At 38.8% G+C, this 22,310-nt stretch carries 20 protein-coding genes and 5 pseudogenes; 10 read left to right on the top strand and 15 right to left on the bottom strand.

Going from position 1 to position 22,310, the window contains the following annotated elements; genetic code table 11:
• Position 1: 1 nt before the first annotated feature.
• On the top strand, positions 2-1,123 hold the full coding sequence (locus tag GSM42_RS15455; RefSeq protein WP_237446655.1) for a sensor histidine kinase: 1,122 nt from the start codon (positions 2-4) through the stop codon (positions 1,121-1,123).
• A gap of 94 nt (positions 1,124-1,217) precedes the next feature.
• On the opposite strand, the pseudogene GSM42_RS21430 reads toward GSM42_RS15455, so the two are convergent.
• Positions 1,218-3,321: pseudogene (locus tag GSM42_RS21430) on the bottom strand (transposase); the annotation flags it as partial.
• Between the two features lie 175 nt (positions 3,322-3,496).
• On the opposite strand from GSM42_RS21430, the gene GSM42_RS15445 reads away from it, so the two are divergent.
• From GSM42_RS15445 to GSM42_RS21425, 4 genes and pseudogenes are all read left to right on the top strand, one after another.
• Entirely contained in the window at positions 3,497-4,507 is a 1,011-nt protein-coding gene (locus GSM42_RS15445; RefSeq protein ID WP_160802431.1) for a medium chain dehydrogenase/reductase family protein, read from the top strand.
• 17 nt (positions 4,508-4,524) lie between these two features.
• Positions 4,525-4,950, top strand: coding sequence for a MerR family transcriptional regulator (locus tag GSM42_RS15440; protein WP_160802430.1), 426 nt, complete (start codon positions 4,525-4,527; stop codon positions 4,948-4,950).
• A gap of 211 nt (positions 4,951-5,161) precedes the next feature.
• Positions 5,162-6,909, top strand: a pseudogene (locus tag GSM42_RS21220) (Tn3 family transposase); the annotation flags it as partial.
• Positions 6,910-7,097: 188 nt separating this feature from the next.
• A pseudogene (locus GSM42_RS21425) lies at positions 7,098-7,483 on the top strand (Tn3 family transposase); the annotation flags it as partial.
• A gap of 322 nt (positions 7,484-7,805) precedes the next feature.
• Here GSM42_RS21425 and GSM42_RS15420 read toward each other — a convergent pair.
• The 6 genes and pseudogenes from GSM42_RS15420 to GSM42_RS15395 form a co-directional block, all read right to left on the bottom strand.
• A complete protein-coding gene (locus GSM42_RS15420; protein ID WP_237446650.1) occupies positions 7,806-8,177 on the bottom strand; it encodes an SDR family NAD(P)-dependent oxidoreductase in 372 nt (123 codons plus the stop codon).
• A 4-nt stretch (positions 8,178-8,181) separates the two neighbouring features.
• Positions 8,182-8,632: pseudogene (locus tag GSM42_RS15415) on the bottom strand (Tn3 family transposase); the annotation flags it as partial.
• 78 nt (positions 8,633-8,710) lie between these two features.
• Positions 8,711-8,886, bottom strand: a pseudogene (locus GSM42_RS20745) (helix-turn-helix domain-containing protein); the annotation flags it as partial.
• A gap of 183 nt (positions 8,887-9,069) precedes the next feature.
• On the bottom strand, positions 9,070-9,243 hold the full coding sequence (locus GSM42_RS15405; RefSeq protein WP_160802427.1) for a hypothetical protein: 174 nt from the start codon (positions 9,241-9,243) through the stop codon (positions 9,070-9,072).
• Between the two features lie 306 nt (positions 9,244-9,549).
• The gene (locus tag GSM42_RS15400) at positions 9,550-9,810 is read right to left on the bottom strand and encodes a hypothetical protein (protein ID WP_160802426.1); all 261 of its coding nucleotides are present in this window, start codon (positions 9,808-9,810) and stop codon (positions 9,550-9,552) included.
• Positions 9,811-9,891: 81 nt separating this feature from the next.
• The gene (locus GSM42_RS15395; protein ID WP_160802425.1) at positions 9,892-11,175 is read right to left on the bottom strand and encodes an anti-phage deoxyguanosine triphosphatase; all 1,284 of its coding nucleotides are present in this window, start codon (positions 11,173-11,175) and stop codon (positions 9,892-9,894) included.
• 91 nt (positions 11,176-11,266) lie between these two features.
• On the opposite strand from GSM42_RS15395, the gene GSM42_RS15390 reads away from it, so the two are divergent.
• Entirely contained in the window at positions 11,267-11,440 is a 174-nt protein-coding gene (locus GSM42_RS15390; protein WP_160802424.1) for a hypothetical protein, read from the top strand.
• A gap of 41 nt (positions 11,441-11,481) precedes the next feature.
• On the opposite strand, the gene GSM42_RS15385 is transcribed toward GSM42_RS15390, so the two are convergent.
• A complete protein-coding gene (locus tag GSM42_RS15385) occupies positions 11,482-12,129 on the bottom strand; it encodes an FMN-dependent NADH-azoreductase (RefSeq protein ID WP_160802423.1) in 648 nt (215 codons plus the stop codon).
• Between the two features lie 219 nt (positions 12,130-12,348).
• On the opposite strand from GSM42_RS15385, the gene GSM42_RS15380 reads away from it, so the two are divergent.
• Positions 12,349-12,684, top strand: coding sequence for a hypothetical protein (locus tag GSM42_RS15380; protein WP_160802422.1), 336 nt, complete (start codon positions 12,349-12,351; stop codon positions 12,682-12,684).
• A gap of 133 nt (positions 12,685-12,817) precedes the next feature.
• Positions 12,818-13,213 carry a hypothetical protein gene (locus GSM42_RS15375; RefSeq protein ID WP_160802421.1) on the top strand — a complete coding sequence of 132 codons (396 nt, stop codon included), beginning with the start codon at positions 12,818-12,820 and terminating at the stop codon, positions 13,211-13,213.
• Positions 13,214-13,374: 161 nt separating this feature from the next.
• On the opposite strand, the gene GSM42_RS15370 is transcribed toward GSM42_RS15375, so the two are convergent.
• The 5 genes from GSM42_RS15370 to GSM42_RS15355 form a co-directional block, all read right to left on the bottom strand.
• Positions 13,375-13,887 carry an adenine phosphoribosyltransferase gene (locus GSM42_RS15370; RefSeq protein WP_160802420.1) on the bottom strand — a complete coding sequence of 171 codons (513 nt, stop codon included), beginning with the start codon at positions 13,885-13,887 and terminating at the stop codon, positions 13,375-13,377.
• Between the two features lie 5 nt (positions 13,888-13,892).
• Entirely contained in the window at positions 13,893-16,202 is a 2,310-nt protein-coding gene (gene recJ, locus GSM42_RS20735; RefSeq protein ID WP_160802419.1) for a single-stranded-DNA-specific exonuclease RecJ, read from the bottom strand.
• Between the two features lie 90 nt (positions 16,203-16,292).
• Entirely contained in the window at positions 16,293-17,204 is a 912-nt protein-coding gene (secF, locus tag GSM42_RS20410; protein ID WP_202404952.1) for a protein translocase subunit SecF, read from the bottom strand.
• Positions 17,194-18,468, bottom strand: coding sequence for a protein translocase subunit SecD (gene secD / locus GSM42_RS20405; RefSeq protein ID WP_237446648.1), 1,275 nt, complete (start codon positions 18,466-18,468; stop codon positions 17,194-17,196). Before secD ends, secF begins: the two co-directional genes overlap by 11 nt.
• 189 nt (positions 18,469-18,657) lie before the next feature.
• A complete protein-coding gene (locus tag GSM42_RS15355) occupies positions 18,658-18,948 on the bottom strand; it encodes a post-transcriptional regulator (RefSeq protein ID WP_202404951.1) in 291 nt (96 codons plus the stop codon).
• A 152-nt stretch (positions 18,949-19,100) separates the two neighbouring features.
• Between GSM42_RS15355 and spoVB the strand changes: the two genes are divergently transcribed.
• A complete protein-coding gene (spoVB, locus tag GSM42_RS15350) occupies positions 19,101-20,660 on the top strand; it encodes a stage V sporulation protein B (protein WP_160802418.1) in 1,560 nt (519 codons plus the stop codon).
• Here spoVB and GSM42_RS15345 read toward each other — a convergent pair.
• The gene (locus GSM42_RS15345; protein ID WP_160802417.1) at positions 20,657-21,340 is read right to left on the bottom strand and encodes a DUF421 domain-containing protein; all 684 of its coding nucleotides are present in this window, start codon (positions 21,338-21,340) and stop codon (positions 20,657-20,659) included. The two genes, spoVB and GSM42_RS15345, sit on opposite strands and share 4 nt — an antisense overlap.
• A 137-nt stretch (positions 21,341-21,477) precedes the next feature.
• On the opposite strand from GSM42_RS15345, the gene GSM42_RS15340 reads away from it, so the two are divergent.
• Positions 21,478-21,861 carry a TIGR04086 family membrane protein gene (locus tag GSM42_RS15340; RefSeq protein ID WP_237446647.1) on the top strand — a complete coding sequence of 128 codons (384 nt, stop codon included), beginning with the start codon at positions 21,478-21,480 and terminating at the stop codon, positions 21,859-21,861.
• Positions 21,862-21,916: 55 nt separating this feature from the next.
• Here GSM42_RS15340 and yajC read toward each other — a convergent pair whose 3' ends face one another.
• Complete coding sequence (gene yajC / locus GSM42_RS15335) at positions 21,917-22,303, bottom strand: preprotein translocase subunit YajC (protein ID WP_237446646.1); 387 nt, start codon at positions 22,301-22,303, stop codon at positions 21,917-21,919.
• Positions 22,304-22,310 lie beyond the last annotated feature (7 nt).

The following is a 22,310-nucleotide window of genomic DNA, read 5'->3' as shown; positions in this document are numbered from 1 at the left end:
AATGACCGTACGTCAAAAAACCTTTGGTTACATGGGACTACTCGTCCTGATCATTACCCTGTCTCACATCTTTAGCTATCAAGTTTATCTGGCACTTGTGTTCGATGATTTTCAGAAGGAACAAATCGGAAAGGCTTTTTTGAGCGCCTCACCCGATCATCAAATGGAGATGTTGAAGACGTATGTAATTGACAAAATGAAGCTGATGGGGGTTGGGATAGCCGTATTTTTTATTGCAACGGGCCTGTATTTTAGTCTATGGATATCGGGAGTCATCACACTTCCGCTTCGAAAACTGATTACCTCTATTGAACAAGTTGCAAAAGGAGATCTCAATGTGAACGTTCCGATGGAATCTAGGGACAAATACGGGAAAGTCGTCCAGACATTCAACGATATGACGTTTCGCTTACGTGAAGCCGAGAATGTGCGAAAGAGGATGTTTGCGGATGTCGCTCATGAGCTTCGCACTCCGCTTTCTATTATGCAATTAAAGTTGGAAAATACTCAGCAAGCGAGTCAGCATGTTTCCCCTGAAATGCTGCTTAGACTTCATGACGAAGTGATCCGTTTGAGTTTGTTAGTTGATGATCTTCATCTTTTGTCGTTGGCCGAAGCAGGACGGCTGCGTTTGGATTGCAAGCCGATCGATCTGACGACAAAACTGAAACAAATCGTGAATGATGTAGAGATGGAGGCCGAAGAGAACGGATTGAGGATTAGCCTCTCTTCCTACTCAAAACCTGTGATTACAAAAGTCGATGCTAGACGAATAACACAAGTATTTATCAATTTGTTGAGCAATGCAATCCGCTATACTCCGAAAGGCGGAATGATAACGGTTGATATCAAAGAAGAGGTTGTAGATCAACATAAGGTTTACACATGTGTTTCCGTAAGCGACACCGGAATTGGTATACCCAAGGAAGAACTTCCACACTTGTTCGATCGTTTTTATCGGGTTGAAAAGGCCCGTTCACGGCATACAGGCGGAACGGGGATTGGATTGTCCATTGCCCACCAATTTGTTAAAGCCCATGGTGGTTTTATCGATGTAGTAAGTCAGCCTGACGAGGGAACGACATTTACCGTTTACTTGCCTTCAGAAGATTTATCGGAATGATTTGACCTCGCGGGGTACAGCAAGAATTACTTCTTTTTTGGGCCACATAGAAACAAGAGAGTATAAAGTTCATAAATACTCTCTTGCTCAGGTTTCAAATAGCAGATTTTAGTTGAGAAGGAGATACAGAGATATCAAATTGAAGATTCGAAGGACGACGATCCGAGTCCAAATGATACTTTCCAAAACGATTTACATGAAAGGTAAGATAGGGGCTTAGATCAGACAACACTTCTTCGTCCAATGAATTTCCTTCTTGCATGTATTCATGAAGAATATGAGTGAGTTGGAAGACATTATAGAAAATTAAACAGTTTGCAACTAAGTGGTTATACTTAATCATTTTTCTTTGTCTCTGACGATTGTTCTCCGCGATGATCCCTTCTCCACCAAAGAATAACCATTTGATAAATCCATTAAAGGACTCACTTTTATTGGTAGCCGCTTGAATAGTGCTTCGCAATTCTTCATCCGATAAATAATATAATAAAAACAAGGTACGAATCGCACAGCCTAATTCGCGAAATGCTTGATACAATTTATTTTTCTTGCTATATGTACTTAACTTGTTCAGGATGGTGGAGGGATGAATGCGTCCTGATTTAATTGACATGGCCACCCGTAACAAATCTTCATAATGATCTTCGATCAGTTTCCAATCGATAGAACCAGAGAATAACTCATCAATGTGCAGATAAGCAGATTGTTTACTTGGGTGTAGCACATTTTAAATTTTTCCAATTTCGGATACGAGGCAAAGCTAATCCAAATACAGGTGCGTTCTGTCCTTGTGTATCAGAATGGAGAGTATCCGGTTGAATATCCGATTGATTCTTCATCAAGATATCTAGAATGTAAACTCCTTTCCACACTCCACAAGGAATAAAGTGACTAAATAAAGCAATATAGGTATCTAAAACATGATAGTAACCAAGCCCTCCATATCCCCCGTAGCGGATATGATTTTCAGACAGGAGGTTTTGTTCATACAAATCCCATTTTGTTCCGTCAGCGGACGCACTGGCTCCCGATCCCCAATACTTAGGCAAATGGAATTTGTTATAAGCGTTAATGATCCATTCAATTGCTTTTTGAATATTTTCCTTGGTGATATGTCTTTCATTTATCCAAGAAATATGTTTTCGATCTATATTACCCAGAGATCGAGCGGTTTGCGTTGATCCTAAGTTACATCCATAGCAGAAAGCTGTTGTGATATAACGTTCAGATGGGTTGTCTATTTTTGCGTCATGACCAGATATTGGACCAAAAAAGCGGGTCCAGTTTAACCAATATTCGGTGTCCGCCAACAAGTCTAACACATTGATGGGTACCATCTTTTCTTCAATTCGTTTTCGAATCGCTTTCAAAAGCGGAGATGCTTTTTTCTTTTTCACTTTTGTAATAAATGGTTCACCATTACGGATCGTGACAGCTTTATTTTTAGAAAGAGAAGCATCCACTTTTCGTGCTACCTGCTCCAATTGCTTATAAACCTGTTCCTTAAACGCCTGAGCAGTTGTAGGAAGCCCTGCTTGTTCGCAGAAAGTATGCACATTTTCTCGATACTCCTCCCAAGAGATTAACTGTTTTCGGTAATCTGCGTATTTTTCACTCCCTTCAATACAGAGATCTCCTGACTATAATTCATTCCAGACCTGAGAGAATACACAAGCTTCAAAATGGCGGCGATTAATTTTCTTGGGATATATGTTTCTTTGATGATGAGAACTAATCCATCACCACCACCCGTCTGGAACCCAAGAAAGATCAACTAAATGAATCCACTCCCAATCGTCTACACTATTGCTTTTCTTATGTAAGTAAGTGATCGGAATCCAATCCGATTTTTTATTTTTATTCTCTAACAGAAACGTAATAGCTTGTTCTAATCCTTTGTTTTGATTGGTTGATTTCAGGTCAAGCGATTCTAGCATCTTGATTAACCCAGACCGACTACTCTTCAAGTGTTTCCATACGAAAGAGAAATAGTTGTTCCTCGAATATGCTAAATGATCTTCACAATTTTCTAAAATACGCTGACCACGATTCCCATCGAGCATTTTCTCCAATCCTTTTAACCGCTGTTCTGCTGATCCTTCAGATTGGAAAGCGACCACTGTATCACGCAGAACGGTAACTAGGCCATCTGTTTGTTTTTCTCTCTTTTCTTTCAAATCCTTAAGGGACTTTTCTGCTTGACTATTAGCGCTTGTTACTCGTTTCGTATACCTTTACAAACGACGAATTAAAAGAAATGATTTCTACCATACTCTTTTATGTAACGAACGTAAATCAAACCGCTTGACTTAGAGTTTACTCTAACAAATATAATACAGACACATTCGATTCTTTTTATAGAGGTGAGAAATCATGTTAAACACACGTGTGATTGTAACTCGATACGGAGGACCAGAAGTGATCGATATGATAGAGGAACCTCTTCGTAAACCTGAAAAAGGAGAAGTTCGCGTAAAAGTCCAGAGCTCAGGAGTTGCGCTTGCAGATATTATGAGGAGGGAGGGGAAGTACCCATTATCTCCTATACCTCCATTTACACCAGGATATGACGCGATTGGAATTGTTGACGAAGTGGGAGAAGGCATGCAAAAATATTCGTTGGGAGATAAGGTAGCCGTTTTTTTTAACGGGACAGGTGGTTATGCTAGTTATGTGTATCCAAAGGACGATGAACTGGTTAAAATTTCTGCGACTATCGATGTTGTATCAGGAGTTGCTGTCATCCTAAACTATGTAACAGCTTATCAAATGCTTCACCGCATTGCCAAGGTTTCTGAGGGAGAACGTATTCTTATTCATGGGGCAAGTGGAGGAGTTGGTACAGCATTACTTGAGCTTGGAAAGCTTGCAAAATTGGAAATGTACGGAACGGCTTCCTTGGCTAAACACTCCATTGTTTCCCAATATGGTGCCATGCCGATTGATTATCGAAACGAAGATTTTGTAGAGGTTCTCCGCCTTCACGCTCCCGAAGGGATGGATGCGGTATTTGATCCGATAGGCGGACGGAACTACGAGCGTTCCTTACAGACCTTAAGTAAAAACGGTCGGTTCATCGGTTATGGATATACGTCGATTCTTGAGGAGGGAAGTCCAGAAGATTGGGCGAAGGATTGGGAAAATCTAGCGAATAAACAAACCACAGTAAATGGAAATCCTGTATACCTTTACATTATATCTTCTTTAAAAAAAGAAAAATTGGATTGGTTTCGAGAAGACGTTCAGTTCCTTCTCTCCTTATTAGAGAAAGGAAAAATCAATCCATTGATTTCTCATCGTATTCCATTACAGGAAGCAGCTCAAGCGCAAGAACTACTTGAAAAATCTTTATCTATCGGAAAGGTTGTTCTCATTAATGAGTGAGAGGAGTATAAACTTCTATGTACTCGATAAGTGAGATATCTAAATTAACGGGTATTACAGCATACACACTTCGATATTACGAAAAAATTGGTATTTTGCCTAATCCTACTCGTTTGAATGACAAACTAAATGGAGTTAGGCGCTATGATGAGCAAGATCTTCGCTTTATCCGTTTTATTTATGGATTAAAACAAACAGGAATGAAGTTAAAGGATATCGCATTGTTTGCTGAAGATGGTTGTCTCTTAACCGATGACAACCAAGAAATAAAAGATATGGAGGGTACTTTACACAAACGAATTGAAATATTAGATAAGCATATTGATTTACTAAAGCTACAAATTGATCAATTGGAAAATGTGAAGGCTCTTGCACATGAGAAAAAAGCTATTTATTCTACTATGCTAGATGAACAGACTTGCAAATCGACGAAGGAAGTTTAAACGGAATATACCCTGCCTGTTTCATATGAGTCATGATAGTAAGAATAGATTATAAAAAAACGTTCATTCACTTTTGATGAACGTTTTTTATAAGAGGCCCAAAAAAGAAGTAATTCTTGCCGTACACCTACTATACTAATTTGGAAAAATTTTCAGATGTGGCCCCTCATTCCTCGAATCGTTCACATACCCCAAAAAGGTCGGGAAGCGCTTTAATGCGGCTTCTCTCCATGATCCATTAATCGAAGCTGTTCATTTTTTGAAAGATGCATTTCATCAAAATAAACCGTTATCAAAAATTGATTCGGATGACTTACCAGATCGCTTTATACCTAATCGTACAAAACGTTATATTCACAAACGAAAAAAAATCTTAGTAGATCGATATGAATTTTTGATCTATCGTCTGTTACGTCATCGCATAGAAGCAGGGGATATTTTTTGCCGAGATAGCATCCGATTTTGTAGTTTTGAGGACGATTTAATCACGAATCAACAATGGCAACAGAAAGAAACATTTATAGCCGATATGGGTTTGACTAATTTCAATCAATCTATTCATAGTCACTTGGCTGAGCTGGAGGAGAAATTGGAAAGTCGAATTGCTGAGGTAAACGAAAATATATCATCTGGTAAAAATGAACATCTCCAAATCAAAAAAGGGGTCAACACACCAGTTGGACATTACCTTATACTAGGGATGCAGAGTCTATTAACCATTCTTTTTATGACTCATTAAAACAAATAGACATTAGAAGTGTCCTGCACTTTGTCCATCAACACTGTCCATTCTTGGATTCGTTTGAACACATCTTAGGACGTTATGCCAAACAAAATAAAGATAATCGCATCCTCATCGCATGTTTGATCGCTTGGGGAACCAATATGGGGCTCAGCAGAATGAGGGAAATATCTGATATTCCTTATCCCTTGCTCGCTTCTACGTCAGATAACTTTATTCGTCTGGAAACGTTAAAAAAAGCGAGTGATTGTATCAGTAATGCAACATCTAAGTTACCCATCTTTAAGCATTATGATATCGGTGAAACGATTCACTCCAGTAGTGATGGACAGAAAGTGGAGACCAAAATTAATACCATTCATTCTCGTCATTCCCCTAAATACTTTGGTTTGGGAAAAGGAATTGTCTCTTATACGATGGTAGCGAATCATGTTTCTGTTAATACTCGGATCATTGGATCCAATGAGCATGAAAGTCATTATATATTTGACATTCTCTATAATAACACAACGGAAATTCAGCCCAGCGTGCATTCTACTGATACACACGGAACCAATGAGGTAAACTTCGCTATTCTTCATTTCTTTGGTTACCAGTTTGCACCTCGTTAAAAGATATTCATGGCAAGGTTAGTGATGATCTCTATGGATTTAAACACCCAACCCAATATGGGATAATTTAATTAAGCCAATCCGAAAGATTAATACAAAATTGATCATAGAAGAATGGGAAAATATTGAACGAATCATGTTATCTCTGGCTGTTAAAACCACTACTCAAAGCATTATCGTTGGCAAGTTAAACTCCTATGCTCGAAAAAACAAAACGAAACGTGCTTTATGGGGGTATGATAACATCATAAGGAGTCTATATCTTCTAAATTATATTGATTCTCCACCTTTACGCGCAACGTACAAAAAGCATTGAACCGAGGAGAAAGTATTCATAAGCTCCGTAAGGCAGTATCCTATGCCAACTTTGGTAAGTTACGCTTCAAAAATGAAAATGATCAACATATATGGGGTGAATGCAGTCGACTATTGGCTAATTGCATTATTTACTACAAGTCTTGCATTTTATCTAATATGTTGACATATAGAGAAATGAATGGTCAGGGTGCAGATATGATAAAACAAATATCCCCTGTCGCATGGCAACATGTTAACTTATATGGACGATATGAATTTAATACCCAACAAGAGTCCATAAACATGGAGAAATGATACAGGAATTAGCACAGTCTAAGGTAATATCTGAAATGAAGTAAAAAAATAAGGAGTACTGCACTGATTTTTTTGTGACGTATTCCTTATCCCTTTTTCCATGGAGTATGAGTGATAGGAATCCCGAAAATATCTGAAAATTCAATATTCCACCTTTTCGAGGCGCTGGGCAAAAACACCCAATTTGTACCCTCTTTTTACTTCGATATATTACAGATATGGAGCTACGACAACAAATTACAAGCGAGACCAACAAAGTAGAGGCGTTTCATGGTTTTTCTGGGTGGCTATGTTTTGGAGGCGATGGAAATATTTCAGATAACGATCCGGAGCAGCAAGAAAGAGTCATCAAGTATAATGAACTTGTCAGCAATGCTGTGATTTTTCAAAACGTTGTGGATATGACATTCTGAGAGATTTAAATAGAGAGGGTTATTTGTTCGATTCGGAAGATGTTCGATTCATAAGTCCTTACTTGACAAGTCATATTAAACGATTTGGAGATTACATCATTGATTTGGGGCAGTCTCCACAGCCTTTTGAAGGTGCACTGGATTTCACAGGTTAACAAAATGCGTTAGCCCAACGGTTGTTGGGCTTTCTGCGTTCATTGGTAAATATTCCTTGGTTATGTCCTATTTTTACACGTATCTCCCCGCTACCCCTAATTGGTATGATCCTTTGTATTTTTTGGTGATAGCACCATATTGTTGACTGTACTAAGAAAATTGAGTCTGCTGTTATTTAAGAAAAGAGCTCGATCTATGAACTTCTGGCTTGAATCCAGTCATCAAAATCGACGGCCACGATACGCTCGCCGGTAATTCCTTGTGCATCATCGGAACAAAGGAAAATGACTGGCTTCGCCATAATCGAAGGATCGAGTACATTCATCTGTTTCGCGTAATTTCAGCTCTGATTTCTTCTTGATCTGGAATCATTCCTGTCTCTGTAATGCTTCCAGGCAGGAGCTGATCTACGGTGATGCCATAAGGTTTTAGATCTTCGGCCATAATTATTGATAACGATCCAGTTGCCGCTCGGGATGGGCCATAAGGAATAAATCCTCTACGTTTCATTGTTTCATAATTCACAGAAATATTGATGATGTGTCCTTGGCCTTGCTGCACCATTAATGGAGCAAAACCTCGTGATACCAGAAAATATCCTGTCAGATTGGTATCGTAGAACCAGCATCCGGCGACTGAGGGGTAACGTAACCATATAATGGAAAATGAACCAACCAAAAAGGAACGGTTCATTTTATTAGGCCAATAAAGCTAATCGCTGATCGAGATCCATACGGAATTCACCGTATTGATCAATATGGTTGTAAATAAGAGGAGTGAAGTGCTTGGTAGTCTTCTGCCGTCATCTGATCCACCCATTCTTTTTCTTGCAATACATGTTGGATTTTGAGCGTATTGATATAGACCAAGCAATTTTGCAGTAAGTGGAGGCTGATGATGGCAATTTCCTGCTCCTGAGGTTGATTTTTTTGGATTTCTCCCCCTTCTCCATAAAAGATAAAGTCACTGCCTGAATGCCAGTTTTCCACCACATTTAGTCCAGCAAGGACTTCAATACGCACTTCTTCGAGATGTAGGTATTCGCATAAAAAAATCGTTTTCAAAACCTTCCCCAACTCCTGTAAGGCTTTATAGGTGGGATGGGAGGTGTTTTTTGAGAATTGCTTTAGAATGGACTCTGTGTCTGCTAGGGGTACGGAACCGATTCGGAAAATGAGGGGCCACTCTGGGGATTAATTACATATCCAGATGTAGAGTGGCCACTTCTATTTTGTTAGATACCGATAAACAGTGGTACGGGAGATCTCCATCATTTCAGCAATATCTTTAATCGGTGTTTTATTTGCTGCAAGTGTTTTGATCATCTCCCCTCTTTTTTTCCTAATTTTTCAGGTCTGCCACCTAACCGTCCTCTCGCACGAGCTGCAACTCGTCCCGCTTTGTTCTCATTAAAATTAAGTACTACCAAGTAATTTGTAGGGATGACTGCCATGAGCTTGTGGCATTTGAGGATGTGCAAACGGCTAACTGATTTAAGACGTTCTATACTCCAGTTCATAACTTATAAATGACTTCGGCACAGACCCTGTTAGATCTGCACCGAAGAATGTTCCTTGGCGGCGGACTAAAAGAAGACCGCCTTGATGACGTTCACGACGAGCAGGATCGCACCTGTTCCCATTGAGAGATAAGCTCCAATGAGGGAAGGGATTCTGAGAATCGCCTTCTTCTCATGGGTAACGACCGCCATACCGATTCCCAGTACGACCAGCAGGGATCCGATGATCATCGGATTCATGACACTCCTCGGTTGATTGAGAAGACAGGAACTTCTTTCATATTAACTCTTATCAAACAATTGAGCAAATCGCGTATAAAGCAGTTTTGTTTATTTAAGATGTTTATAATAGTGTTATCATTTCTGGTTTACAAAAAACAATATGTATAAACAAATTTATTATGAATCATCCACATTTACGGATGGATATTTAGTATAAATGAACCTAAGAGTGAATATTTCGTATTATCATGAATATGTACCCTAATTAGAATTATAAATAATAATGCTTGATCGTGTGATCAAGCATTACTTCCAACTTTCTATTTAAAATCGTTTCCGATCAGTCTTTGGTAAATTTTCGCTGTTTTGCATAAACAACAGTTGGGTTTCCACATCATGAATTCGTTCTTGTAGATAACGGATTTCTTGGTTTAATCGGTAGAATTGTTCTTCATACTGATTTTCAATTTTATCCATTCTCTTTTCGATTTCTCGTGTCTTGCTACTATATCGATCTTCTAACATTTCATAGCGGCGGTCTACACTTTCTAAGAGAACATGAATTATTTCATGATACTCATTCATGGAAAACACCCTTTCTACTTGTCCCTTTCACCTCCTAAATAATACCATCTTATAATAAAACTCATCAAGCAGGATTTTGCCCTATAGATGTGGAATAAAACCTGCCCCGTCTCCTCTACCAAATAATTGCTGATATATTTTCATCGCATAAGAATCGGTCATCCCAGCTATATAATCACAGACAACTCTTGCTTTATCTGCTGTAGCAATACCTGATGCAATTGATTGGCGGTCATTCGTTGGCAATAGATTGGTTTCATTCATCATAGCCTCAAACAGTTGCTTGATTACAAAACGTCCTTTCCAAGCCATGGTCTGTACTGTCTGCGAATATACTACCTCATCGATCACTAACTTCTTTAGAAGCCGCAATAATTCAAATCTCTCTGGCAACAGCTCTACGCGATATTTTAATCGAGGATATTCGGTTTTCAGCTCATTTTCTTTCAATTCCACGCCGAATACAAAATAGGAAATAAGCGCCGAAATAAGTTGTTTCAAATCGTATTTAAAATGATCCGTTCGTAAAAAGTGCCTTTGAAACTCCGGAAAAGATGAAAGTAACTGCAATAACGTAGAGGATGGAATAAAACCCAAATTAATCGCATCTTCTACATCATGGGTAACGTATGCGATGTCATCAGCTAATTCTAATAAAGAACACTCCCATGCTTTGCGAATCGTTTTTTGAAATCCTTGTTTGGATTGCTTTGTTTCCATATAATAGTTTTTTTCTTCTTCTGATAAAGGCTCCATCATCCAGTTAAACGCATCTTCATCCGCTTTATATATATTTGCCTTCGGGGGGATAGATTTATTTGTATTCGTCCCGATTGCATCATCAAGAATAATCGGATATTTGACAATAGAATATAGCAATGCACGAGTTAAATTTAATCCTACAACCTTATCGCCTTCTATACGCGAAAGAATCCGAAAGGTTTGTGCATTTCCTTCAAATCCTCCATATTGATTCATACAATCATGGAGAGCTTGCTCACCATGATGACCAAATGGAGGATGACCGAGATCATGCGCTAAAGCTGCTGCTTCTAAAAGAGAAACATCAAGTGAAAAATCTTCACCTAGCTTTGGATCATGTGCATTCAGAAAAATAACAATACTTCGTGCTATTTGCGCCGCCTCCATGGAGTGTGTCAATCTTGTCCGATGAAGATCACCAGCTTCCGATCCGATCACTTGTGTTTTCGCTTGAAGTCTACGAAAAGAAGCGCTATGCACAATTCGCCCATAATCTCGCTCAAAAGGGTCTCTTGTCTCCAAAGGGGAGGTGAAAGTAGATTGTCTCCTAGCTAAATCATCTTGGTTGTAGCATGTATTGGTAAAATTAGAATAAATAATCATATTCTCAGCTCCATCTCAAAGAAAGTTGCAAATACTTACGCTTTTTTCTACTATTATTTCATATGTAACAAATTATCGAAGGGAGCATGAAATGGACTTTTTTAATAAAATAATAGATGACTTCCAAAGTGTAGAATGGGGATTTCCTGATATAAACATACCAATCTTTGAACGTTTTCATCCATTTTCCAACGAGCAAGATTTCATTGTGATGGTTGTATTTATTATTCTACTTCTATTACTCATCTTATCTCAACAAAAATAAAAAAGTACAACCAATAAGGATTGTACTTTTTATATTCATTATCAAACATGAATCATTTCACCAGCGAAATTTTTTGCGACTTCCCTTGCCTTTTCAATTGCTTTGGCAACAATACCTTCTGCTTTACTCGGATCGTAAGCCATCCCTTCAGCCACTACGGTTTGAATATCGGTAACTCCTAAGAAACCAAACACGGTACGCAGGTATCGGTCTCCAAACTCGAGTTCTTTCGTTGGTCCTTCTGAATAGAAACCGCCACGTGCCTGGATGTGTACCACTCGTTTTTCACCAAGTAATCCGACGGAACCGTTCTCCGTATATTTGAATGTTTTCCCTGCAATACAAATGGCATCAATATATGCTTTTAATTTTGGCGGGAAGAAAAAGTTCCAAAAAGGAGTTACAAATACATATTTATCTGCCGAAACAAATTCGTCTGTGATCTCTGCAATTCGCTCCACTTTCGCTTTCTCATCGGAAGTGAGGTCTTTTCCGTTTGCAAGTTTTCCCCATCCGTTGAATACATCCGCATCTATCATTGGGATATCTAGTTTGTACAAGTCAAGATGGACAACTTCATCTTGTGGACTGGCTTTTTTATATTCTTCTAGGAATGCTTGACCTGTACGCAAACTAAATGATTCTGCTACTGGTTTTGGATTTGCTGTAATATATAGGACTTTTGCCATTTAGGAATACCTCCAGGATAAGTTATACACTGTCCAATTCATATGTGAGTATGTAAAAAATAAAATGATATCTTACTTTATTTGTATTTTTCCCTACTTCATCCTTTTTATGTAGAATTAATATGTAGAACAAAAACAAAATTTATTAGCGGCATTTGTTGTCAATTGTGCTACTATTTATATGAATAGATTCCACGTTCTCTGTGATCAGGGAGAGCATTGTCCTATCGATCAACCACAAACCAACTTATTAACCTTCGAAAGCAAAGGTTGAAACTAGAAAAACAATGTTGGTCCATTGCTAATCAAACATTACGCGAAGCATCTGATGTGCAAAAAATACTAGATGCATTGAATGCTGCTTTTGAAGCCTTTGCAAAATTCATCGTAGCTGGATGCCCCCCTGAACTCAACTCCAAGTTTCAGCAACTCCAAGCAGATGTTGCCGATATCTTTGTAAAATGGGAAGCGAAATGGAACATGCTCCCTTTCACATGCGTGACAGAGCTACGAGATGTCGATAATCGCATCTACCACTTGGTGCGTCCATCCTGATCAAAACAGGGTATCTCTCAAGAGATACCCTGCCTCTATTTTTAATAGGTATGTAGATCTATTTATTGCAACATCTATGTTTGTTTTTTAATATATACATAAGGCAATAATGCCGAAAAGGAAAGGAATTCACGTGGGTAAGCTCACTGAGGTTGTAGAAGGAGTGCCTGAAGGTGCTTGTCTTCTCTATGATGCACTTGTCAACTCGACTGAGCCTCCTTCAAATGTTCAGCAACTCATCGACGACTTGGCCAAGGCTTTGCGAGAGGTGATGGTGTCCAAACTCGACTTTAGCATTTTCGTTGAGTCACCCGTACGGCCTGCCAACAATCAGAAGAAACTCAAGCAGGCAGCCCGACAGCTCGAGAAAGAGATGCAAAACTTCTTCCAGGTACACGAACAGTATGGAAAAAATTCTCGAGAAGTTTCCGTTGCCGTAGGAAAGTCCGTCCGGGCACTCAAAAACTTCGAACATGAACTCGGTGCTGCTCTAGGAGCGGGTGTGGCGATTACCCTTCATGTGGAGTAATCAGCTTTTCTTCAGAGATCTTCTGGAGGGTTTAAAACATAGCCATCCAGAAGATCTCATACAATATTTCATAAATAAAGCAAAAGCTGATAACGGAAAGTTATCAACTTTTTACTGCCAATCTTTTCAATTGATCCAGCTGTTGCTTGTGTAAGTTCTTATTAGTATTGGACAAGTGTTGTGATATCCATATCTCCAAGTTTTTTTCTGCCATTGAGATATGTTAATTCAATCAAAAATGCGGCTCCAACTATTTCCGCTTCTAGTTGTTTGGCTAACTCCAAAGTCGCAGCAATAGTTCCCCCGGTTGCCAATAAATCATCTGCAATCAAGACTTTTTGCCCTGGTAAAATAGCATCTTTATGCATAACCAAAGAATCTTTTCCATATTCCAAATCATAGGTAACTTCGATTGTTTCATGTGGCAGTTTTTTTGGCTTGCGAACGGGAATAAATCCTACCCCCAATGCATAAGCCAAAGGTGCTGCAATAACAAATCCACGTGCTTCTGGACCAATGATCAAATCAATTTCTTTGTCTTTGTATATATCTACAAATTCATTGATCATTGCCTGGTAGGCAGGTCCATTTTTTAATAAAGTAGTAATATCTTTAAAGCGTATTCCTGGTTGAGGGAAGTCTGGAATGACGCGAATGTTATCCTTCAAATTCATGGTGTTTATGCTCCTTTAATTGTTTTACTTAATTCGCGATAAGAGGAGTATATAAGAGTTTGTAATACTTCTGATTGGTTTATTCCTTGTTGATAAATTTTGGATTCTGAAAGATCGCGCTTTGCAGGATTAGCAATCACTTCCATTTGATCCTTTTCGATCTGAACAAATTGTAACTCTTGAAAAACATCCATCAAAAAGCGAATTGCTTTTTTGGAAAGACCAAGTCTTCTGCTAAGTGCTTCCATGCTAGCTTGCAAAGGGAGTTTAGCAGAACGTTTTGTCCACAAAGTTTGGTACAACAGTTTAAATTTCTCCCTATTCGGCACGACAGGAAGTTGATAAGTTATATCTTCATCACCAAAGCAAACATAGATCCGCTCTATCCCTTCTAAATGATGAAGAATTTCTTTTAATTTAGCCAGTGACGGTGGGGCATCTAAAAGCGCCAAGTGTGCAAATGGTAAATCACTTGGTATCGCTTCATCCCATGTAAATAATTGACCATCTTCAAGATTGGTATACCTCTTTTTGTCAGAACAGATACATAACACAGGTTTTCCAGCTAACTCAGCAACTCTATCCAGTTTACGATTGGTACGCCAATCAAAAATTTGCAATTGAGATATTGCCAGATCACGAATCAAAACTTGTATTTTTCTTCTTCCGTTCCACTCGTTTACTTGTAGTTCACCTACGATTTGTGTTGGTGCTCCTACGGTTACTTGATCAGCTAGTTCACTGCATCGAAAGCGGATTGCTTCTATTTTATGACCTGAAGTATCTTGCAAATGCAGCTTGAGATGATTGGACTGTCCCCCCATCCAGTCCACTTTAATCGTCTCCGCTTCCTCTATCTGAAACAAAGGTACAGGGTTCCCCATTCCATAAGGGGCAAGTTGGTCTAAGGAATCCATTAAGGTGGTATTCGCTTCTGACAATGCTATTTTTTCTTCTATGATAGTCTGTTTGATATAATCTTCGCTGCTAAGCCACTCGTCGGCGAGCATGGTGAGCTTCTGACGAAAAGCAGAGAGGTTATCGAGGGGTAACGCCATGCCAGCTGCCATTTCGTGACCACCATATGTGGTTAAAAGCGAACCGACTTCTGTAAGTGCTTTGTGCAGATGAAATCCGCGGATACTCCTTGCTGATCCTTTCATTAGACCCGTTTTTTCATCTCTTCCCAGTACAATCGTTGGTCGATAAAAAGTTTCTACTAACCGAGAAGCAACAATCCCTACTACTCCCAAGTTCCAATCCTCTTGATATACAACAATCACTTTTCGATGTTGATCCACATTTGCTTCCACTTGGGCTATTGCTTCTGTTGTTGCAGTATCCACTAGGGCTTGTCGTTCTATATTTTTCTCATTTAGCTCCGCAGCCAACAATTTTGCACTTGCTTTATCATCCGTTATCAGTAGCTCCACGGCATTTTTTGCGGATGCGAGTCTGCCGATTGCATTTATTCTTGGTCCAATCGAAAACCCTACATGACCAGCATTTACTTTTTTCTCAATTCCAGCAACGGCCATCAGCTCTGTTAAACCAACATTTTTTCGTTGATTCATACAAGCAAGACCATATGTGGCAAAAATACGATTTTCACCTACAAGTGGTACTAAATCAGCAATGGTACCAAGTGCTACTAAATCAAACCAGGGTAATGGTATTTCTCCTAACAAAGCAGTAGCCAATTTTGCTGCTACTCCTACACCAGCGAGTCGTTTATCTGGATAGCTACACATCGGTTTTTTTGGATTAATCACAGCTAAGGCTTCTGGCAAAATTGCTGAGGGTTCATGATGATCCGTAATAATGAGATCCAATCCAATTGATTTCGCAAAAGACGCTTGTTCTACTGCGCTAATCCCAGTGTCCACTGTAACCATCAAGTCAATTCCTGTATCTTTTGCCGATTGAATAGCTGCTTGATGCAACCCATATCCTTCACGAAAACGATCAGGGATATAGTAATCCACACTGGCTCCTAGTTGGCGTAAAACATGCAACATCAAGCTAGTACTGGAGACTCCATCAACATCATAATCCCCATATATGAGAATTTGCTCTTTATTTTGAATGGCTAAGTGAATACGTTCTACTGCTTTTGACATATCATGGAGGAGAAATGGATCATGTAAGTCATCGAGAGAAGGATGTAAAAATCGGCTCACTTCCTCTTTTTCTCTAAGCCCCCTCCCTATTAAAATCCGGGCAACTAATGGATGTATCGATAATTCACCTGCAAGTTTTCTAATCTCTTCTTCTGTTACCGATACGAACTCCCATCTAGATTTGGGATGTAACACAAACCTTACTCCTCTCCTTCATCTTTCTCTAAAAGGATAAAACCGCGAGAACGCGGTTTATCTCAATAGATAAGAAAGTATACTACTTCACTACACAAAGTTTCTTTTTGCAGATTCCAATTTTTTTTGCATCGATTTCCAAGTCCAAACGATCCAAATTTGACTTGCAATAAAAATAGAAGAGTACGCACCAGATATCAATCCCAAGACAAGAGCTAAGGAGAAATTCCGAATACTTTCCCCTCCTAAAATGACCAAAGCGAGAGCAGCAAAAAGTACAGTAACAACCGTATTTAACGAACGCACTAATGTTTGCCTGATACTTTCGTTGACCATGTTGGCAAGATCATCCCATTTTTTTGGTTGCATCTTTTGAAAGTTCTCCCGGATACGGTCAAAAATAACGATGGTATCGTTAATCGAGTAACCGATAATGGTAAGTATCGCTGCAATAAATACAACATCTACTTCGATTTGAAAAATCGAAAAGATTCCGATTGTAAACAGAGCATCATAAAACAAAGTGACAACTGCTGCGATGGCAAATCGGTGTTCAAATCGTATCGAGACATAAATCACAATAGCAACACATGCCAGTAGAGTGGCAATGATCGCATTTCTCGCCAGTTCACGACCAATAATGGGATCAACCACTTGGGACTGGATATTTACTTTTGTAGCAAATTGTTTATTAAAAGCATCTTCAATTGCTGATACTTTTGTAGCAGTAATCGTTTGAGAAGTACGGAAGATGAGGACATCTGCCTGTTTTCCTCCTACACGTGCATTTGGCTCTGTATAACCTAAATCTGTCAAAAGTTTTTTGGACTGATCAATGTTAACAGCTTTTCCCATTGAAATATCTAAACGCGTACCACTGACAAAGTCAATCCCTAGATTTAATTGCTGTACAAATAGAGAAACAACTCCAGCTATGATAAGAAGAACCGAGATACCAAAAAATAGCTTTCGCTTCCCTACAAAATCTATATTATAAGTCACTAATCTCATCCTCTTTCACATTAAACCACCTTGGTTTGTTCATCAGGTTAGATTGAACCAATAAGTTAACCATAATACGAGATAAAGCAACTGCGGTTAATAAACTGACCACAATGCCTGCAATCAAGGAAACGGAAAATCCTTTTACTGCTGCCGTACCAAAATAAAACAACAAAAGGGAAGCAACAATAGTGGTGACATGAGCATCAATGATCGTGAGAAAAGAGCGTCTCGATCCTGTTTTCACAGCAGAACGTACACTTTTTCCATGCCTTAATTCTTCTCGTATTCGTTCATTCATAATGATATTGGCATCTACTGCTATCCCGATTCCCAAGATAAATGCTGCAAGCCCTGGCAGAGTGAGTGTCATATTCAAAGCATCAAATACCAATAAAACAAGATAACCATATGCAATCAGCGTAATAACTGCAATCAAACCAGGTAAACGGTAATAGCCTATACAAAAGATAAAAATGGCTAAAACAGCGTATGCACCAGCTTTCAAGCTGTCACGGAGTGCTTCTTCCCCCAAACTAGCATCTACTGCATAACTTTGGACTTCAGAAAGTTTTATGGGCAACGCACCAGCATTTAATAGACTCGCCAAATCTTGTGCAGCTTCTGCAGATTCTTGACCACTAATCTGTGCTCGCCCACCTGGAATCGCTTGCACAATGGTTGGGGCACTCAACTGATTTTCATCCAGATAAATAGGCATTGGCTGTCCTATGTATGTTCGAGTAATATTTTCAAACTTCTTTGCATCTGTTAATTGAATCTCTACAAGAGGTTGATTGGACTGATCATATCCTACTTTTGCACTTCCTGGCTTTAAATCAGTTCCTTTTAGTAGAACTTTCTTTCCGGTAGGATCTCGAAAGGTTAATTGGGCAGGTTTCCCAATAATTTCACGAGCTTTCTTCTGATCTTTCACTCCTGCTATTTGAACTCGGATGCGATTTGGAGGTTCGATTGTAATGTCTGGTTCTGTTACACCAAGAATATCAATCCGATTTCGAATCGCACTAGCAGTTTGATTTAGGATATCCGTATCTACTTTTTGATTGGGAGCAGCTTGATAGAGTACTTCAAAACCGCCCTGTAAATCAAGTCCTTTGGTAATCCTTCCCCAAATGGTTTCTGTTGTTGACAAAACCGTTCCCAGAATAATTACAGTAAGGACAATAAATATCACGATTCTACCGCGCTTTACTTTCATTCTTTCTACTCCTTCATCTGCACTTAAAAACAGTTGATTCATAAAAATACATTCTCATTATCCCAGCAGCAGATAAACGTTGTCAAATTCACAAAGAAAACTTGCCAATGATTGGCAAGTCTCTCCAGCCACTAAAAACACTCTTTTTGCCACTATGTTAGTGAAGTACAAACAACTTATTAACCAAATCTACCAAAATAGCGACCGTAAATAGGTCGCACATGGAAAAATTTACTCATCTGTTTTGTACACGCTAAGCATAAGCCAATTCATAAATCGATTAGCTTTTAGAGACATGATATCATTCACCAATCGATTTAATCTCGGCCAGCCCCGTCGATAGCTTTCAGAAACACATGCCCAAATTTGTTCTCCTGTGACATCTTCATAGCCATACATTTTAAATTCAGCTGCTTTACTATCACATAAATCCTCAATACACCCACGTAATTCCTCTTCGGTCAAGAGTTCTACATCTTGTCGATTATGGATGCTACTAACTGCTCTTAATGATTTTGCCATTTTTCTATCTTCCCTTTCAATTAGTTGTTAGTATGGCAAAAATTCGACATAAACGATGTCGCTTCCTGCTTATTGATAACTTTCTGACATGGAATAACCGGACAAGGCATACAAATTTACAAAGGATTATGTGAACGAGAAGGAGAGGCAATATGTCCAAACAAGGCTTTCTATACGGAACGATCATCCTAGTTGGTGCTGGTTTTATTACAAAAATACTAGGCTTTGTATACCGCATTGCCTTGTCGCGCATTATTGGAGATGAAGGAATGGGACTATTCCAAATGGTATTCCCTATCCTTATCTTTGCTGTTGTGATTACAACTGCAGGCATCCCAGTAGCTATTTCCAAATTAGTGTCAGAAGCAGAAGCACGAGGTGAGGAAGATCGTATTCCTGCAATCCTCATTGTATCAATCTTTATCGTTATGTTCACCAGTGTAATCATTGCCATTTCTATCTATTTTGGAGCATCCAAAATAGCTCATGTGATGTTAACAGATGGTAGAACGATTTATACACTTTTGGCAATAACACCAGTCATTCCGATCATCGCAATATCTTCTATTTTTCGAGGATATTTTCAAGGTCGACAAAATATGAGTCCTTATGCTATTGCACAAATCATAGAACAATTGGTTCGGATTTTTACCGTTATTTTCCTAGCTCAATATTTACTACCTTTTGGCATCGCTTATGCAGCTGCTGGTGCGATGGTGGGTATGGTGGTGGGAGAATTTGTTGGGATGGTCTATATCTATATCAGTTATCGTAGAGATGAAAAATACATACCATTACCTTTGTTTCGGCGCCCAAAGCACCTATTAAGAAGCATAAAAGAAGTACTTCGTGTTTCTGTACCTGTTACATTAAGCAGAATGATCGGTTCCTTTTCATATGCACTAGAACCTATTGTTGTTGCGCATAGTCTAGCAATCGCTGGCATCACCACATCTGTCGCTACTGCACTATACGGACGACTGGAAGGAATGGCTATGCCTCTGATCTTCTTTCCAACTTTCATCACATACGCATTAACCGTTTCTCTTGTTCCAGCTATAAGTGAAGCAGCAGCCCAAAATCAAACGAGGCTAATTGAGCATCGACTGCAACAAGCTATCCGACTATCTCTATTGATTGGTGCTCCTTGTACCGTCTTTATTCTTATTCTAGCGGAACCTTTGTCTGTACTACTCTATCACAAAAAAGAAATCGCACATATGATTTACTTGATCGCTCCTGTTTCATTTATACATTACTTGCAAGGTCCTTTTGCTTCTGTTCTACAAGGATTGGATCAAGCGAATATTGCCATGCGTAATTCAATCATAGGAGCCGTCTTAAAGATTCCACTCATTTTTTTACTGGCATCTAGACCATCCTTAGGTATTGATGGGGTAGCAATCGCTGTCAATATCGGAATTATATTGGTTACTGGGCTTCATTTTTTTAGCATATTGAAATTTGTCCCCATAACCTTTCATGTGAAATCCATATCGAAATTAACATTCTCTGTTCTGACTATGGGGGCAGTCGCTTATTACTTAGTGAACCAAGAAGGAACACCATTGCTTCAAAAAGTTTTACTGACAAGCATTTGTAGTTTTGGAGTCTACTTTATATGTCTTCTTCTTTTCAGTCTGGTTCGAAAGGGAGATGTAAACCGAATACCATATATCGGGAAATGGATTGCGATGGTGCTGCCCAATTAATGCTTTTTATCTTTGGCATCCACAAATAACTTGCCTTCATAATTCACACTAACATAAAAAATATTAGCCAAATCTTTGTAGCCTTTTTTACGAAGCTCTTTTTTTAACCAAAACCGATTTTGTCCAAGCTGTTCCAAACCATCTTCTAATATTTTTCCTTCTAATACAACTGGGATCGGTGGATGAAATGCTTTTAGATTTTTTATTTTTAGATCCTCTTTTGTTACAGGTGTTTTCTTTATTTTTGGAAACACGCTCAATTTACCTGAAGTCTCTAAAATCGCATATTCTACATCACTAACATTGGCAATATTTTTTTCCCTTAGCTGCATCATCAAATCATCCATATTGTATCTACTTTTTGCCATCACCTTATCTAGTATCTTTCCATGCTGGACAATAATGGTAGGTTCTCCATCAATTAAATGCCGTATTTTTTTGCTTTTTAGCATGACAAAAGAAAGGATGATTTGTAGTATCACAATGGCAATGATGGGAACAAGACCTATCATAAGCTCTTCATTTTGATTTTCTAACACCATTGCAGAAAGATCAGCAATCATAAAGGAGACAATCAGATCAAATACAGATAACTTCCCTATTTCCCTTTTACCCATCAATCGCATCATCAGTAACATAAAAAAGTAAATAAAGATTGTCCGAAGTAATAAACTACCCATCTACGAGACTCCTTTCTGCTTAAATCCTTTTTTATTCTTACCTTAGAAAAAGAATCTATGAGAACACTTCCAAAAAAGAGTCATAAAAATTGCTCTCATCCCATAGGTTGTACCAAGAATACCTAGGAGGTTCGGACATGTTGAAAGAGACTTTTCGCTTTGGGTGGAATTCACCCATGGTAGCTGGACAGATAATTTTATGGGCTTTTATACTCGGACTATCCCTGATTACAGCTCTTTTTCTTCGCTTTAGCAGTTTGGAAACGAGCAGTTTACCTACCATTACTTTCTGTATAAATGCAATCTCTTTGTTGTCAGCAGGTTTTATATCTGGAAAAAGATCCGGCAAAAAAGGCTGGTACTATGGTGGGCTTCAAGGAATTGTTTATACCTTATTCATTTGGTTGATCGCCTTCCTCGCATTTGATACTGGGTTGCGAGTTGATCCACTTGTTTTTGGGATATTTGCATTTGGAATAGGGGCTTTAGGTGGGATTTTTGGGGTAAATACAGCGAGATAATTCTATACAGAAAAAGGAGCTGAGATGCAGGCTCAGCTCCTTTTAACTACTTCCTTTATTTCGTTTCTACCTTTTCTTCTTGAACTGCTTTATCTTCATCTGATCCTTCTAGATATCTCTTTTCCTTGTCTTTTGGTACATCTTTCGCTGCTGGTGATTCTACTACTTCGCCTTTATCTGATACTTTTCCTTTAATTGCACCGCGTTCAAAAACTACTCGAGTGGTGTCACTAATTTTTAAAGTAACACGATGTTCATCGAGATCCACGATAGAACCATGCAATCCACCAATAGTAACGATCTTATCTCCTTTTTTCAAAGAAGCAAGCAGTTGCGCTTGTTGTTTCCGTTGTTTATTCTGAGGTCTTATCAAAACAAAATAGAGAAGCCCGAACATAACTACAATGTACAAAATGGTCATCATACTACTATTTCCGCCCATATGTATC

The organism is Shimazuella alba, from assembly GCF_009831235.1.
GTDB classification, from domain to species: domain Bacteria; phylum Bacillota; class Bacilli; order Thermoactinomycetales; family Thermoactinomycetaceae; genus Shimazuella; species Shimazuella alba.
This window is presented reverse-complemented; position numbering and strand designations above follow the sequence as displayed.

Bases quoted from the DNA above. Each gene is read 5' to 3' on its own strand.
- GSM42_RS15345 (WP_160802417.1), bottom strand. From the start codon at position 21,340: ATGGGTAGTTTATTACTTCGGACAATCTTTATTTACTTTTTTATGTTA.
- GSM42_RS15440 (WP_160802430.1), top strand. From the start codon at position 4,525: ATGTACTCGATAAGTGAGATATCTAAATTAACGGGTATTACAGCATAC.
- GSM42_RS15385 (WP_160802423.1), bottom strand. From the start codon at position 12,129: ATGGCAAAAGTCCTATATATTACAGCAAATCCAAAACCAGTAGCAGAA.
- GSM42_RS15340 (WP_237446647.1), top strand. From the start codon at position 21,478: ATGTTGAAAGAGACTTTTCGCTTTGGGTGGAATTCACCCATGGTAGCT.
- secD (WP_237446648.1), bottom strand. From the start codon at position 18,468: ATGAATCAACTGTTTTTAAGTGCAGATGAAGGAGTAGAAAGAATGAAA.
- spoVB (WP_160802418.1), top strand. From the start codon at position 19,101: ATGTCCAAACAAGGCTTTCTATACGGAACGATCATCCTAGTTGGTGCT.
- GSM42_RS15395 (WP_160802425.1), bottom strand. From the start codon at position 11,175: ATGATTATTTATTCTAATTTTACCAATACATGCTACAACCAAGATGAT.
- GSM42_RS15370 (WP_160802420.1), bottom strand. From the start codon at position 13,887: ATGAATTTGAAGGATAACATTCGCGTCATTCCAGACTTCCCTCAACCA.
- GSM42_RS15405 (WP_160802427.1), bottom strand. From the start codon at position 9,243: ATGAATCCGATGATCATCGGATCCCTGCTGGTCGTACTGGGAATCGGT.
- GSM42_RS15355 (WP_202404951.1), bottom strand. From the start codon at position 18,948: ATGGCAAAATCATTAAGAGCAGTTAGTAGCATCCATAATCGACAAGAT.
- GSM42_RS15455 (WP_237446655.1), top strand. From the start codon at position 2: ATGACCGTACGTCAAAAAACCTTTGGTTACATGGGACTACTCGTCCTG.
- yajC (WP_237446646.1), bottom strand. From the start codon at position 22,303: ATGGGCGGAAATAGTAGTATGATGACCATTTTGTACATTGTAGTTATG.
- GSM42_RS15420 (WP_237446650.1), bottom strand. From the start codon at position 8,177: ATGAACCGTTCCTTTTTGGTTGGTTCATTTTCCATTATATGGTTACGT.
- GSM42_RS15400 (WP_160802426.1), bottom strand. From the start codon at position 9,810: ATGAATGAGTATCATGAAATAATTCATGTTCTCTTAGAAAGTGTAGAC.
- GSM42_RS15445 (WP_160802431.1), top strand. From the start codon at position 3,497: ATGTTAAACACACGTGTGATTGTAACTCGATACGGAGGACCAGAAGTG.
- GSM42_RS15390 (WP_160802424.1), top strand. From the start codon at position 11,267: ATGGACTTTTTTAATAAAATAATAGATGACTTCCAAAGTGTAGAATGG.